This is a genomic window from Pseudomonas sp. P4_C3 (assembly GCF_056402075.1).
Window position 1 is genome coordinate 1 of record NZ_JBFUIC010000030.1, and the last position, 14,776, is coordinate 14,776.

Below are 14,776 nucleotides of genomic sequence, written 5' to 3' on the forward strand. Positions count from 1 at the left end.
GCTTCAATCAATTCGGAGTCGTGAAAGTAGGTCGGTACGTTCGCCAGATTCGCGTGCAGAGTCACCGCTTTTGTACGCTGGAATGCCAATGAATTCAAATAGTTGTGTACGATATCCCGGTGGGATTTGCGCATGTCGTTCAGGATTTCTGCGGTGTAGAACTGAGGTGCAAAAGAATCAATCAGACGATGGTGCTCATCACACATCAACATGATGTTTTCGACAACATTGGAGAGTCGGTGAGAATCAGCCTGACTACCCCGAGGGCCTTCAGGGTCCGATGCAACGATGTGTGCCAAATACCCGACTCGTGCAGCGCTGGTCCAAAGGGCAATCTCTGACAGGTCATGCGCACAGCCTTCGAACATGCATCTTGCGCCTGCATCAGCCCAAACCTTTTGCGCCGTTCTTTCGGAGATATCTTGCCCCCTTCCAGTGGTTCTACCGAGCATCCCATCGCGGGTCGCGATGAAATGATCCACTTGGGGTTTACTTTGCACTGGTATAAATGCCCAAGCGCTGTCAACGGTGAGGGCATCAGTTAGTGCCGCCTGGCTCATGTCCACAGTGGAAAGTAAGTTCTTGGTAGCTAGCTTTTTTAGATTTGCTTTGGCTTTTGCTCCCGGATCCGCGGGGTGCAAGGTGAGACTCGCTTCATCGAGATCAACGAATTTGCAGACGTACCCTGCAGTGACATAAGCGACGCGATGCTTTTGAGCAAGGCATCCTTCCAACCAAGTGGCCAGCTCCTGGTCGCTAAAATTGGTTGCGGCCGGCGGTGTGATGCTGTTTGACGATGCTGATAAGGCTGTAGGCATTTTATCGCTCTAATCCCTGACCGAGTATTAAGGTGTCCTCCACCAAGTGAGGGTTCGAGAACACGACTTCAATAGCAATGTGCCACTTTTTGAGGCGATCTGATCACTTTTTTCAAATGAATCGGCCGATAGCTGCTTTCCACCGTTGCGGTCAGTGAGCGTAGAGGGCGAGCAATTTTCTGGCAGGATTTTTTCAGTTGAGCACCACTCATCATCACCAAATGAAGCTCTAGCCGCTCAAAGCCTGTCTCAGGTGGAGCGATTGCTGCATTTGAAGGAAAGCCGGCCGTTACGCTCCTGGCTTCACCGCTAAACCAACGAACATAGTGCTAGCTAAGTCCAATATTTCGTATCCAATGAAGATATAAATCGCACCCCTCTAAGCGCAAGGCTTGAACATCACAGGTGTTCCTGGAATACGACGATACCGATCCTTTGCTTGGTTTTTCTAAAGTGAAGGCCCGAAGATCCCTTTAGTTCATGCCAAAACCTACCTGAGACATCAGGGTGAATGCCAGATTCTCGGCTGGATTTCCCCATGACACCTTCAATTCATTCGCTGCTACTTGCCTGCTTGGTACCGCTCAGCGTCGCTGCTCAAGACGTTCGCGAGCGCTCGGACCTTGGCCTCATGCAGCGGCAGATCACTGTCATCGAACAGTTGGCAGAACGCGCGCGCAGTAGTCAGCCTGATGCCGATGGGGCTCGCTATCACTTCGACTACCCCAGGGTCGCAGCGGACCTCGAACGCGTGCGGCACGGCATCAAAAATTACCTTTCGCCCTCACGGGCGCAGCCGGCCGACCTGGTCGAGCTGATCGGTAATTATCGCGCTGAGGCACCTCAGGTGAGCCCTTCCGATGAGCATGACTGACGCCCAACTCGCCGCGTTCTCCGCCGTTTCCGGGTTTACCCCGCAGCTCAGTTCGGTGTTGTGGCGCTCCTCGGTTCTGATGCTGGCACTGCTCTGGTGCGCCTGGGCCTTGTGGACCGGCTACCGCGGTTGGGCGGCCGGCAATATCAACTTCGGGTCGCTCGGCGGCAGCACGCTGCGCCTTGCCCTCACCCTGATCGTGCTGATGTTTTTCATGCTGTCGTAAACCAGGAGATTTGCCATGAACCTCTCCCGTCGCTGTCACCGCTCGCTCGCTTTTCTGCGGGAAACCTGTTTGAAGGCCCTGCTCGGCGGTCTAGTTCTGCTGAGCTCGACCCTGGTCTGGGCTGATCTACCGACCATGGAAGCGCCTTCCCGCGGCGAAGGTTCGGGACTGATCGACACCATCAAGAACTACGCCTACGACGGCGGCATCCTGCTCGGGCTGCTGATCGCCACCCTTGCGTTCCTGGGCGTGGCCTGGCATTCGCTCACCGTCTACGCCGACGTACAGAACCAGCGCAAAACCTGGAAGGACCTCGGCGCCGTAGTCGGTGTCGGCGCACTGCTGGTAGTGGTGATCCTGTGGTTCTTGACCAAAGCCGCCACGATTTTGTGAGGTCATCATGTCCGATACCCCTCCAACCCTGCCTGACGGCACGTTGACCTTCCTGCCGGAGCGCCTCAACCGTGACCCGGCCGTCCTCCGTGGCCTCACCAACGACGAAATGTGGGTCGCGCTGATGGTCGGCGCCACGCTGGGCTTGATCCTCGGTGCGCCGCTGGCGGTAGCGACCGCCTCCATCGCCACCCTCCCCACCTGCATGTTCCTGTGCATGGCGTTGGTGCTGCTCGGCGGCGGCAAGCTGCTGCGCCGGGCGAAGCGCGCCCGCCCMGAAACCTGGCTGTACCGGCGCCTGCAGTGGCAGTTGGCGGTGCACTGGGGCATCGKCACCAACCAGTTGATCCTGCACTCCGGTCCGTGGACCGTCCGACGTACGCGTCGGCATGTGAGGACCGCCGCATGAGCCGCTTCCGTAATAAGGTAGATGCGCAGCAGGCGCATATCCTCAGCCTGCGCCTAGCTGTGGCGATCCTGGCAGTGCTGTGCGCCGGGCTCTGGTACGGCTGGCAGTCGGCCCCGTCTGAACTGACCGTCCACGTGCCACCCGATCTGCGCTCCGGGAGCACGCGAAAATGGTGGGATGTGCCGCCCGAAAACATCTATGCCTTCGCCCTGTACATCTTCGGTCAACTCAACCGTTGGCCCTCCGATGGTGAGGCTGATTACCACCGCGCCATCTTCGCCCTGCAACCCTACCTCACCCCGGCGTGCAAAACCTTCTTCGACGGCGATTTCGAGTACCGCAAGGCGGCGGGCGAGCTACGAGGCCGGGTGCGCGGTGTGTACGAAGTGCTGGGCCGTGGCTACAGCGACGATCCCAATTTGCGGGTAAAGCAGCTGGATGCACGCAGCTGGCTGGTCAAGCTCGACCTCAATGCCGACGAGTACTACGCCGCCGAGCCGGTGAAAAGAGTGGTGGTGCGTTATCCGCTGCGCGTGGTGCGTTTCGATGTCGACCCTGAGCACAACAAGTGGGGCCTGGCCCTGGACTGCTACGAAGGCACACCGCAAAAGTTGACACTGCCCGGAGGTGCGTGATGATGCGTGTCTTGATTCTGATCCTGGTGTCGGTTGCCGGTTGGTGCTCAACCGCAGGCGCCGTCGAGATCAAATACTGGGACCGCCTGCCRCTGGCCGTCCCGCTCACCGTTGGCCAGGAACGCATCCTGATGCTGGATGAAGATGTCCGCGTCGGGTTGCCGAGTGCAATCGCCAGCAAGCTGCGCGTGCAGTCCGTGGGCGGAACCGTGTACCTGCGCGCCGCGGAAGCCCTTCCCCCTACGCGACTGCAGCTGCAGTCGGTGAAGTCCGGGGACATCATACTGATCGACATCGAAGCGCTCGACGGCAGCGTGGCGCTGGAGCCGGTCAAAATCGTGGCCCAGGCTCAGGCGCCGGACGTGGAACCCGCGAAGGACGCAGCACCTGCCGCGACGCCGGTTCCGGTGGTGCTCACCCGCTATGCGGCGCAGAACCTCTATGCACCACTGCGAACCGTGACGCCACTGCCCGGTGTCCGCCGGATGCCGCTGATTGACGCCACTGCATTCAACACGTTGCTGCCCACCGAGCGCGTATCGATCAAGGCGCTCGCCGCCTGGAGGCTGGGCGACTATTGGGTGACAGCGGTAAAGATCGTGAACCGGGGCCCCGGCAAGGTCTCGCTGGACCCGCGTCATCTGCAGGCCACGTTGTACGCCGCGACGTTCCAGCACGCAGACCTCGGCCGTGCCGGCACGCCTGAAGACACCACCGTGGCCTACCTCGTCACTCGCGGCGGCGACCTGAAGCACGCGCTGCTACTGCCCCCGCCAGCACCGGAGGCTGCCGATCATGAAAGCTAACAGCCTGCTGAAATGGCTGGTGCCCGGCGTCCTGCTGGGGATCGTACTGATCATCGGCAAATCCTGGGTGGCCGTACCCACTGGCCAGCCCGCTCATGATCCCGACAAGGCAACGCTCAGTCCGGAACAGGCAAAGGCTCTCGGCATCGCGGGCGACACCCCGCGCGACACCGTGGCCACGCTGATTGGACAGGTCAAGGCGATGCGCAACGAGATGCTGTCGTTGAAGAAGGGTAACGATGGCCTGCAGAGCGAGAACACCCGGCTGCGCACGCGTGAAGGCAATATCGACAGCCGCATCCAGAGCACGTTGAGCAGCGTCACCCAGCAGGTCAGCGAACAGCGCCAGCAGGCCAATGATGCCCGGCAGAAGGCCGAGCAGCAGCACCGCGAGACCCAGGGGCTGCTGTCCAGGCTCAAGGACCAGCTCACCGGCAAGCCCGCAGCAAAGTCGGATTTGCCCGCGGGCTTTGGTCTCGAGCCAGGTGACGAGCAGCAATTTTCAGACGCGCAAGCATCGGCTGACGCGGTGCAGTGGATCGAACCGTCAAATGCGCGCGCCAGGCAAGAGGATGCCACGAAATCCGGTGGGCCGCTGTCGACACTCACGTCGAAATTCAAGGACCTGCACGGTCTGGACAACAACGCGATCGACCGTGGGCAGGACCACTTACGTGCCGTTACCAAGGGCGAGCGCGACCTGGAAAACGACCAGGATCGCACTGAAGGGGCCAGGCCCGTCTACACCATTCCCGAAAACTCCACGCTGATGGGCTCCATCGCCATGAGCGCCTTGATTGGCCGGGTACCGGTGGATGGCACGGTGAACGACCCCTATCCGTTCAAGGTGCTGGTGGGGCCGGACAACCTCACCGCCAACGGCATCGACCTGCCCGACGTGGTTGGCGCGGTCATGAGTGGCACTGCCGCGGGCGACTGGACGTTGTCTTGCGTGCGCGGCCAGGTCGAGTCGATCACCTTTGTCTTCAGCGACGGCACCGTTCGCACGGTGCCGCAGCCGCAAAAAGTCGTCAGCCGTAATCGCAGCAGCGCCCAGACCTCGGGCACCGAGAAGATCCGGGGCGGCTTAGGGTACATCTCCGACCCCTACGGCATTCCCTGTATTTCCGGCGAACGCCGCTCCAATGCCCAGCAGTACCTGGGGAGCCAAAGCCTGATCACTGCGGCCGGTGCCGGCTTCGCCGCGGCCCTGGGCAGTGAGCAGACCAACACCTCATTCATCAACTCGGCCAGCGGCAACCTGGGCCTGACCCAGAACAGCGGCAACAGCGCGTTGAACTCGGTCATCAGTGGTGGCATTGGCGACATCCGTGAATGGATCAACAAGCTCTACGGTGAAGCCTTCGCGGCCATCTACGTCCCACCCGGGGCCAAGGTGGCCTTGCACCTGGACCATGAAATCAGCATCGATTACGAACCCAAAGGCCGGAGAGTGAATCATGAAAGCCCATCCGTTTCGGTACTGGATCTGGATTAGCCTGCTGCTCAGCCTGCACTTGGCCGGTTGCTCCACCAGCAAAGATGAAATGCTGCCTCATGGCGATCAAACCATGCTGGACATCTGGAACAACAGTGACTCGGTTGGCACTCAGCAACAGTTGCAGGAGGTCCGCGGCGAACTGCGCAGGCCGATGCTCGATCCGGAGCGGCTGATCAGCGATCAGAGTGCTTACACCCGCACGGCCGCCAACGAGATCCGCAACCAGTTCCCGCGCCTGCCCAACCCCGACCTGGTGATGTATGTCTATCCGCACCTGGCCGGCACCCAGCAGACGCCGGTGCCTGGCTACTCGACCGTGTTCCCGCTGTACGAGAAGGTCCAGTACGCGCTGCCCGGYGAGCGACTGGAAGATCTGTGATGGTCGATGACGCGAATCGCGAGCTGCCGCGCTGGAAACCCTGGCGCGCGGCGCAACGTCGGCGCGCCACCCTTGCCGATGAGGCGGCCCAGTACGCACACAATCCCAGTTTCACCGACCACTTGCCCTGGGTCGAATACCTTGAGGACGAGCAGTGTTTTCTCCTCGACGACAATCGCTCGGTGGGCGCCGTGTTTGAGCTGCAGCCGATCGGCACTGAGGGCCGTGAGCCCGAGTGGCTGATGGCGGCGCGCGACGCCCTGGAAGACGCACTGCAGGACAGCTTCGACGAGCTCGACCAGACGCCCTGGGTGGTGCAGTTCTTCTGCCAGGACGACAGTGACTTTTCCCCGTACCTCGAACGCCTGGAGCGCTATGTCGCGCCACGGGCACAAGGCACGCCGTTCACCGAGGCTTTCCTCGCGTCGATGCAACGTCACCTCGACGCCATCGCCAAACCGGGCGGACTGTTCGACGACCATATCGTGTCTCACCTGCCCTGGCGCGGCAGCAATCGGCGGATTCGGCTAGTGGTCTATCGCTGGCTGGGGGATCAAGGTGACGACGATACGCAGAGCCCGGCTCAGCTGTTGAGCCGGACGTGTGACCGTCTGGTCGCCTCGTTGCAGGCCTGCGGGGTCAGCCCGCGGCGTCTGACCGGGCGCGACTTCTACACTTGGTTGTTGCCCTGGTTCAACCCGGCCCCTGCCCTCACCGGCGAATCACCCGCAGCGTTTTATCGTCAAGTGCCCTACCCCGAGGAGGATGACGGCGATGGACTGCCGCTGCCGTTCGACCACAATTTTGCCGAGCGACTGTTCTTTCAGGAGCCACGCTCGGATAGCGACCAGGGCCTGTGGTATTTCGATCAGCAACCGCACACGGTGATGGTGGTCGACAAGCTGCGCAAGCCGCCCCATATCGGTCAGCTGACCGGCGAAACGCGTAAGGGCGAGGCCTTGAACGCCTTGTTCGATCAGTTACCCGAGCAGGCCGTCATGTGTTTGACCTTGGTAATCACGCCTCAGGATGTGCTCGAGGAGCAGCTCAACCGATTGGCGCGCAAAGCCATCGGCGAGAACCTCGCCTCGACCCAAACCCGCCAGGACGTGGAAGAGGCCCGCGCGCTGATCGGCCGCCAGCACAAGCTGTACCGCGGCACCTTGGCGCTGTACCTGCGCGGTGCCGATGAACAGCAATTGCGCCAGCGTTCGACCCAGGCCGCCAACGTGCTGCTCGGCGCTGGCCTGCAGCCGGTGCGTGAAGGTGACGAAGTCGCGGCGTGCAACAGCTACCTGCGCTGGTTGCCGATGGTCTACAACCCGGCTCGAGACACGCGGAACTGGTACACCCGCCTGCTGTTTGCCCAGCATGTCGCCAACCTGCTGCCCCTCTGGGGGCGCAGCATCGGCACCGGCAATCCGGGCCTCACTTTTTTCAACCGTGGTGGTGCGCCCTTGTCGTTCGACCCGCTGTCGCGTTTCGACCGCTCCATGAATGGCCACCTGCTGTTGTTCGGTCCGACCGGCGCCGGCAAGTCGGCCACCTTGGTTTCGATATTGATGCAGGTCATGGCCGTGTATCGACCGCGGCTGTTCATTGTCGAAGCGGGTAATTCCTTCGGTTTGCAGGGCGACTACTTCGCCACCCTTGGGCTGTCCGTCAACAAGGTTCAGCTCAAACCCGGCAGTGGCTTGAGCTTGGCGCCTTTCGCCGATGCTCGCCGTCTGATCGAACAGCCCGATCAGGTGGCCAGCCTGTCGACCGAGGACCTGGATGAAACCGTGACGGACAGTGATGAGCAACGCGACGTGCTGGGCGAGCTGGAAATCACTGCCCGCCTGATGATCACCGGCGGCGAAGCCAAGGAAGAGGCGCGGCTGACCCGGGCAGACCGCAGCCTGATCCGCGAGTGCATCTTGGATGCCGCCAGACACTGCGCGGCCACCGAGCAGCAGGTCATGACACGCCACATTCGCGATGCACTGCGCCAGGTCGCCAGCGACGCCCATCTGCCCGACAAGCGTCGCGAGCGGGCGCAGGAGATGGCCGAGTCCATCGACCTGTTCTGCCAAGGCTTCGAGGGTGCCCTCTTCGACCGGCCAGGCACACCCTGGCCAGAAAGCGATGTGACGATCGTCGACCTCGCCACCTATGCCCGTGAGGGCTACGAGGCGCAGATGTCGATCAGTTACATCAGCCTGATGAACACGGTGAACAACCTCGCCGAACGCGATCAGTACCTCGGTCGTCCGATCATCATGGTCACCGACGAAGGCCACATCATCACCAAGAACCCGCTGCTGGCGCCGTTTGTGGTCAAGGGCACCAAGATGTGGCGCAAACTCGGCGCGTGGTTCTGGATGGCAACGCAGAACCTGGCCGACTTCCCCGATGCAGCCCAGACCATGCTCAACATGATCGAGTGGTGGATCTGTCTGAACATGCCACCGGCAGAAATTGAAGAGATTGCCCGCTTTAAAAAGCTCACATCCGCTCAGAAGGCCCTACTGCTTTCCGCGAGCAAGGCCTCGGGCAAATACACCGAGGGCGTGGTCCTGTCGAAGAACCTGGAGACGTTGTTTCGCGCGGTGCCGCCGAGCCTGTACCTCGCCCTAGCCATGACCGAGCCCGAGGAAAAAGCTCAGCGCTGGCGACTGATGGAACAGCACCAACAGTCCGAGCTGGACGCCGCCCTCCAGGTCGCGGCGGAGATCGATCGGTTACGCGGCATGTCGTGAACACCCGAGCGCCGGCGACTTTCAAAAGACTTTCAATCAACAAAAATCGGCATGAGTACATTTGTACTCCTTCGGTGATTTTGCAGAATTTGCGGCCCTCAACCCGGTGACTGACAAAACCGATCACTCCGGCCTCGGTTTGTCCGCCGTCCTATTCGGTCGGATCCTGGATGCTGAAGCTTGGCGCACGGATGCACACCGCTGCCACATGTCGAGCGCTGCCCATGATCGTGACCGCCACCACCCGCTGCAGATCGCCAAAGTCCAGGAAGATTGGCCGTGGCCGAGCCTTCACCGCGGCTGCACTGCTCGTCGCGGTCGAGCAGTGCGCGGCACTGACTACCCCCACCATCATCGCCTCCGTCACTTCGCTGCAGTGCCTGGAGTACCGGGTCGTCGGGATCTGCTTCTGGCTGCTCTGTACACCGTTTGGCTGCACGGTGAAGACCTCGCCCAAGGTCCGCCACTTTATTCCCGAGTTGGTGGTATCGAGCTATTCCGACACAGGCGGCAATCCCTGGGGCGAGGTGTCCGCACTGTCGATGCCCACACCGGCGTCACAAGGGGGTGGCAACCTGATCACGCCTTCGAAGCAGCGCGATAATCTGCCCCGGTTCAAGAATGTCGACGGCATCGGGCATCCCGGCGGTTCGGCGTTGACAGCCTTTGCGCATGGCTTCGGCTATGCGTGCCCAAGTGGGGCGACTCCCCTTGCGCCATACTACCTCAGCACGCTCGACCCGCTGGCCTGGCGTCAGGCCGTTCCCGAATCCATCTACCCACAAGCGCTCATTCCGGGCATGCGCGAGATTGGCAGCCAGGCACTTGGGAACATGTGGGGCAGTGTCTATCCGCGGCACGGATTTCTGGTGCAGCCTGACGACTTCAAAGCATCCGCCGTCATGGCCCAGCGTGCCAGCGACTTCATCACGCGCGTCGGCCAGCCGCATGTCTACCTGCCGCTGCAGCCGATGCCATCTCCCGGCTATTGGCCGCCGCAGCCGGTGATGGAGAACAACATCAACAACCACCGCTGGCAATTGCTCGCCCCGGTGATCCAGACCACCTGCACCATCTTCCCCAGCCCGACGATCCAGAGCGCCGACGGCGCCTATGCCTGGTCGCTTTGGCGCCCTTACCACTGCTGCCAGCGGATGGGCCAGACCTTCCTGTTCAGCATCGACTTTGATGGAGGCCAATGATGAATACCCTCTCGCTCGGGTTGGTGTGCGCCCTCGTAAGTGCCGTCGGCTATGCCGCAGAAAACGGCTACCACCTTGGTGACCAGGCCCAGGTCCTGGATGACCGCGTGATGTACACCATTGGCGGCGGATCGGCGACGGGGTCCCCCTCCTCGCTCTACCGCCCCAATGGCCTTGGCGTGGGCATGTCCTGGCGCGCGAACATGATGTGCGGAAACATGAACCTCTCCAATACTCTGCAGAATCAGCTCAATGGCGCCACCCAAGGCTTCCAGCAGATCATGGGCAATGTGATCGAGAATGCCACACAGGCCGTGATGTCTCTGCCGGCGATGATCATTCAGCGCGCCAATCCCGGTCTGTATGAGCTGCTGAGCAACGGCGTACTGCAGGGGCGCATCGACTTTGACCGCTCAAAGCTCACCTGCCAGGCGATGGCGGCCAAAATGGCCGACAAGGTGGACCAGGCCGGTTGGGGCGCACTGGCGCAGAACCAGGAGATGCAGAAAAACCTCGAGCAGTCCGACGGTGATGCCGTGGTGGCGGTGAAGGATACCGAATCGAACAACGGCAACAACGGTGTCAGCTGGGTCGGTGGGCAGAAAGCGGGGGGTAACGGTCAGGAACCCATACGGGTGACCTCGGACGTCGTTAAGGCAGGCTACAACCTACTGCACAACCGAACGGTCGAGGACGCATCGGCCGTCGGTTCCGGTTGCCAGAATGGTGCCATTTGCCAGGCCTGGTCGAGCCCCGAAGAGGCCTCCGCATGGGCCACCCGCGTGCTTGGTGAAACCGAGGTGGCAACCTGCGATGACTGCGAGACGCTGCGCGTTACCGCCGGGGCAGGCCTCTCGCCGCTGATCCAGGAAACCTACACAGAACACCTCAAGGGTCTGCAACGAATGTTGTCGGGCGCCGAGCAACCCACGCCGGAGAACCTTGGCAAAGTCTCCAGTCCCTTGCTGCAGGTGTCCCGCGGCGTCATCGAGGGCCTGCGCGACGATCCCGACCAGAACCTGCTGGCCCGGCGCCTGGCCAGCGAGACCGCGCTGTCGAGCGTGATCTACAAGGCGATGCTGCTGCAGCGCACATTCCTGGCCGGCAGTCATGAACCTAATGTCGCGTCGGCGCAGCCCGCCACCCACGCCCTCAACGGTAACGTCGAAATGCTGGAGCGTGAGATACGCCTGCTGCAAACGGAGCTGCAGGTACGCCAGTCGCTGGCCACCAACACCGCCAGCCTGGTCCTCGATCGCCACGCCGGAGGCGCCGACGCCTCCCGGAGCATCGATCAACGCGATCCGGAGTCGGACCGACTGCACCGTGCGGACCAGGGGAGGAGCACACCATGAAGCTGTTTACTGTGAAGTCCACTCTTGCCCATGTGCTGCTAATCCTCAGCGCCATGGCCTTGATGCTCCTGATTGCCTGGATGGCACTGCAGCTGACAGGTGCCCAGCTTGATTGGTTCGGGCAGGCGCGCACCGCTACGCCCTACCTCGCCTCCTGGCGTGCCCTGCTGTATGCCCTGATCCTCGCAGGCTGGACCGCGGCGTTGCGCTTGCGGCCGGCGCCTGCAGACCAGCAACGGCTCAAACCCCTGGGACTGATCGGCTTCAGCTCAATCATCCTGGTCGAACTGTTTCGCGTGTGAGGTGCAATCATGAGCATGAGCACCAACAGCTACCTCGAGTACTACCTGTCGCTGTTGGCCTGGATCATCAACAACGGCATCTGGAACACACTGGCAGACACTGGGCTGTTCGCCGCGCCCTTTGGTGCGATCATCCTGCAGGAATGGCTGTCCGCTCGCCAACAAGGCGCTGACGAGGGCAACAAGGGCTTGCTGTCGATCCCTCGCGTCGAGAACCGGCTGTGGATGAGTTACGTGGTCATCCTGTTTGGCTGCATGCCTTTTTTTCCGCTGAACCTGTCCTCCGTGACCTTCGACGATAYGGCGAGCCAACGCTGTGGTATTTCCATGACCAAGCCCACCGAAACGGCCTGGGGCACAACCTTCAACACCATCGGCGAGAAATCAGCGAATGTGCCGGTGTGGTGGTTCCTCGTGCATGCCATGAGCAAAGGCATCACGGCGGCCGCTACCGCGTCGATTCCGTGCGCGCCCGACATCCGTGCGATGCGCATGGAGATCGACACCTCGCGTATCAACGACCAGGTGCTGCTGCAGGAAGTCGCCGATTTTACCCGGGATTGTTACGGCTTCTCGCGCTCGCGGCTGTTCACCAAACGCCCCGAACTGGACGAGTCGCAGAGCTATGACGCGTCCTGGATTGGCTCGACGTACATGCTTAACACGCCGGGTTACTACGACACCGATCGCTCGCGAACGCCCAGGGTTGATTGGCCGTACGACGAGACCCGGGATGCCTCCCTGCCCCAGCTCGATAACGGCGCGGGCTTTCCCACCTGCAAGGAATGGTGGAGCGATGCAACGGTCGGGCTGCGTGATCGTTTGGTCGCCGAGGTCGATCCGTCGCTGATTTCGCGCCTGCGAAGCTGGTTGACCGGGCGTACGACTACCGAGATCGAAGACGCCACCCTTCGCGAATTGGTGAGCCCGCGACAGCAATCGTTGAGCATGGCACCAGGACAGGTATTCCAGGATTACGGCAGCAGCGCCCGGGGCGGATCACTGACGCAAGGACTCAACAACCTGGCGACGAACACCGGGCTGGCCCTGGGTTCGTTCAGCAATTTCCCGGCGATGAATGCATTGCGCGCCGCACTACCGATGGTCCAGGCCTTTCTGATCATGGGCACGATCATCAGCCTGCCGCTGGTATTGCTGATCAGCACCTACCAGCTCAAGGCACTCATGACCGTCACGTTCGCACTGTTTACCCTGCACATGCTGACGTTCTGGTGGGAGCTCGCACGCTGGATCGACTCAAGTATGCTGGAGACGCTGTACAACCAGGTATCTGCCACGGACCAGACGCTCTTGTCGTTGCCGACCGCTGGTTTCATGGATGGGACGGTGACCGCACAAGTGATCGAGTACGTCATGGGCGCGATGTTTTTGGTACTGCCGATGTTCTTTCTCGGCGCGATGAGCTGGGCGGGGTACAACGTGGGCAGTGGTGTCCAGACTCTCCTCACTCGAGGAACAGAAGCTGCTCAGGTCCAAGCAGAGAAGGGCTCCTCTCAGCTCATATCTGGAGCCCGGAGATTAAAATAGCCTGCTACCTGAGCGCCCCATTATCGTCGTATAGCTCGGGATACTTGAGTTGATGTTGGGGGTGGCTCACTTCGTGAATACGAGGTTGCTTATCAGCAATAATGGGCAGAGCCGCAATGGTCCATAAAGCAATCATTCCGATCGCCAAGAGAATCGCAACTGATACAGCGGCAAGCACGAGTATTACCTTGAGACTCTGAAAGCCGATTTGCCGATACTTAAAGGGCACGGAAGCGAAAATACGGGAATGCAAAATTCTCGCTTCGAGTTGACTCACCAGGCGACCCGCACGAACTGCAGCACGAACTAAAGGCTTGCCGAATGGGGTACGGCAGGAAGTAGAAGAAGCTGGAGTAGTCATTTGAGTGCCTCCCTTTCCTTTTCTGCACTCGTGGACAAGTAACCACCAAGAATTTGGATCCAAGCCTTAGCTTACTCCTCTTTCTCTAGTGCCCATGACCGTTGATCGCCTGGACGGCGCTAATAATCGTCAGTGGGGCTGCATGGATCGAAACAGCTCATTCAAACTAAAAACACCATTGACGCTACGTCGATTCGCTTGATAAACCGACTGTGCAATTGCTGGTTTCCAGCACCCTAGGTAGCCATAACCTTCGAGGCTACGTCACCTTGGTGATGGTTGTCCCCAAATGCGATTCGCGTTCGGCAGCTCGCACGATCATCGCTCCTGCGATGATGAACGCCTTCCAATCCCCAGGTTCACCAAGCCTGCTCTTCGATGCAACCCTTCTCAATCCATTCCAGTGCAGGGAATTCTCCCGCACGGGAGGCATTCCTCCGCACCTTCTGGAGGATCTCATCATGCTGCGTTTTACAGGATCTGAACTACACGCCGTGTTGGCCGAAGCCCGTACAAATGGCTGCAGAGTGATATTGGTCAAGGACCATGGTGTCTACCTTATGGCCGAGACCGGCGAGAACAAACCGGATGGAGGCGGCCGCAAATGCGTGGCCTACGCCACCGGTTGCAACCCAGACGTCGACGACTTCGATTCCTGGTGGAATCGCGCACGAGATGAATTGGGTGGCGATGATTTTGCCGAGTACTTCGACATCGACGATCCGATCCTGGCAAGTCTTCGCGGGACAGCAGGTCGCTGGTGGTGGAGGCAACGTCCACCCACCTGTACCTAGCCATCGAGGTTGCCCCGACGGCAAATCCTAAACACCGATGAGAGTCAGTCAAATTTCCAGAGGGGCTCCCTATCCGAGCCTTTCTGGAACATCTTTCACGGCACTTCCTAACCGATTGGAGATCACCGCTTATCTGGAACTTGAGGTCGATACTCTTACCTGGAATGCGATGGAATGCTGCGCTTGTAGACGTCTGGATTGTAGATTGACCCTACGGTCGAACGCGTTTTAATGCATGGAGACTCCCTGCTCGCTGCGTTATTTGTAGCGATAAAATCTACACCAGCATCTCAGCTGAAGTGTCGCGGGATCTGCTACCCGGAGGTTCCAATGTCCAGGAAGAAGCTCTTCTCCACTGCCGTTGTGCTGAGCCCAGGTGTATGGCGACATGTCATTGAACCTGCCCCAGGCAACGACCCCGTTGGACACTCA

At 60.4% G+C, this 14,776-nt stretch carries 15 protein-coding genes and 1 pseudogene; 14 read left to right on the forward strand and 2 right to left on the reverse strand.

The genetic code is table 11. The features are described 5' to 3' along the window. Positions 1-818: hypothetical protein (locus AC1DVH_RS08155; protein WP_477753357.1), on the reverse strand; the 818-nt coding region annotated here is incomplete at its 3' end. Positions 819-1,356: 538 nt separating this feature from the next. On the opposite strand from AC1DVH_RS08155, the gene AC1DVH_RS08160 reads away from it, so the two are divergent. The 13 genes from AC1DVH_RS08160 (at position 1,357) to AC1DVH_RS08220 (ending at position 13,189) form a co-directional block, all read left to right on the forward strand. Next, complete coding sequence (locus AC1DVH_RS08160) at positions 1,357-1,692, forward strand: integrative conjugative element protein, RAQPRD family (RefSeq protein ID WP_477753358.1); 336 nt, start codon at positions 1,357-1,359, stop codon at positions 1,690-1,692. After that, complete coding sequence (locus tag AC1DVH_RS08165) at positions 1,679-1,918, forward strand: TIGR03758 family integrating conjugative element protein (RefSeq protein WP_223527615.1); 240 nt, start codon at positions 1,679-1,681, stop codon at positions 1,916-1,918. The genes AC1DVH_RS08160 and AC1DVH_RS08165 overlap by 14 nt, the downstream gene beginning before the upstream one ends. 15 nt (positions 1,919-1,933) lie before the next feature. Further along, complete coding sequence (locus AC1DVH_RS08170) at positions 1,934-2,311, forward strand: TIGR03745 family integrating conjugative element membrane protein (RefSeq protein WP_223527617.1); 378 nt, start codon at positions 1,934-1,936, stop codon at positions 2,309-2,311. A gap of 7 nt (positions 2,312-2,318) precedes the next feature. Continuing rightward, on the forward strand, positions 2,319-2,720 hold the full coding sequence (locus AC1DVH_RS08175) for a TIGR03750 family conjugal transfer protein (protein ID WP_477753359.1): 402 nt from the start codon (positions 2,319-2,321) through the stop codon (positions 2,718-2,720). Next, positions 2,717-3,355 (forward strand): PFL_4703 family integrating conjugative element protein, encoded by a 639-nt coding sequence (locus tag AC1DVH_RS08180; protein WP_150752604.1) that lies wholly within the window; start codon positions 2,717-2,719, stop codon positions 3,353-3,355. Before AC1DVH_RS08175 ends, AC1DVH_RS08180 begins: the two co-directional genes overlap by 4 nt. After that, complete coding sequence (locus AC1DVH_RS08185) at positions 3,355-4,161, forward strand: TIGR03749 family integrating conjugative element protein (protein WP_223527621.1); 807 nt, start codon at positions 3,355-3,357, stop codon at positions 4,159-4,161. The genes AC1DVH_RS08180 and AC1DVH_RS08185 overlap by 1 nt, the downstream gene beginning before the upstream one ends. Then, complete coding sequence (locus AC1DVH_RS08190) at positions 4,151-5,659, forward strand: TIGR03752 family integrating conjugative element protein (protein WP_477753360.1); 1,509 nt, start codon at positions 4,151-4,153, stop codon at positions 5,657-5,659. Before AC1DVH_RS08185 ends, AC1DVH_RS08190 begins: the two co-directional genes overlap by 11 nt. Continuing rightward, positions 5,622-6,041: a TIGR03751 family conjugal transfer lipoprotein gene (locus tag AC1DVH_RS08195; RefSeq protein ID WP_477753361.1), complete on the forward strand. Its 420-nt coding sequence runs from the start codon at positions 5,622-5,624 to the stop codon at positions 6,039-6,041. Before AC1DVH_RS08190 ends, AC1DVH_RS08195 begins: the two co-directional genes overlap by 38 nt. Beyond that, positions 6,041-8,782: a conjugative transfer ATPase gene (locus AC1DVH_RS08200; RefSeq protein ID WP_477753362.1), complete on the forward strand. Its 2,742-nt coding sequence runs from the start codon at positions 6,041-6,043 to the stop codon at positions 8,780-8,782. The genes AC1DVH_RS08195 and AC1DVH_RS08200 overlap by 1 nt, the downstream gene beginning before the upstream one ends. A 224-nt stretch (positions 8,783-9,006) precedes the next feature. Next, entirely contained in the window at positions 9,007-9,984 is a 978-nt protein-coding gene (locus AC1DVH_RS08205; protein WP_477753363.1) for a TIGR03756 family integrating conjugative element protein, read from the forward strand. Next, complete coding sequence (locus AC1DVH_RS08210; RefSeq protein WP_477753364.1) at positions 9,984-11,339, forward strand: integrating conjugative element protein; 1,356 nt, start codon at positions 9,984-9,986, stop codon at positions 11,337-11,339. Before AC1DVH_RS08205 ends, AC1DVH_RS08210 begins: the two co-directional genes overlap by 1 nt. Next, positions 11,336-11,641: a hypothetical protein gene (locus AC1DVH_RS08215; RefSeq protein ID WP_477753365.1), complete on the forward strand. Its 306-nt coding sequence runs from the start codon at positions 11,336-11,338 to the stop codon at positions 11,639-11,641. The genes AC1DVH_RS08210 and AC1DVH_RS08215 overlap by 4 nt, the downstream gene beginning before the upstream one ends. A gap of 9 nt (positions 11,642-11,650) precedes the next feature. Continuing rightward, positions 11,651-13,189 (forward strand): conjugal transfer protein TraG N-terminal domain-containing protein, encoded by a 1,539-nt coding sequence (locus AC1DVH_RS08220; protein WP_477753366.1) that lies wholly within the window; start codon positions 11,651-11,653, stop codon positions 13,187-13,189. 4 nt (positions 13,190-13,193) lie between these two features. On the opposite strand, the gene AC1DVH_RS08225 is transcribed toward AC1DVH_RS08220, so the two are convergent. Next, positions 13,194-13,550: a hypothetical protein gene (locus AC1DVH_RS08225; RefSeq protein WP_477753367.1), complete on the reverse strand. Its 357-nt coding sequence runs from the start codon at positions 13,548-13,550 to the stop codon at positions 13,194-13,196. Between the two features lie 461 nt (positions 13,551-14,011). Here AC1DVH_RS08225 and AC1DVH_RS08230 point away from each other — a divergent pair. Continuing rightward, positions 14,012-14,385: pseudogene (locus tag AC1DVH_RS08230) on the forward strand (DUF3085 domain-containing protein). Positions 14,386-14,776 lie beyond the last annotated feature (391 nt).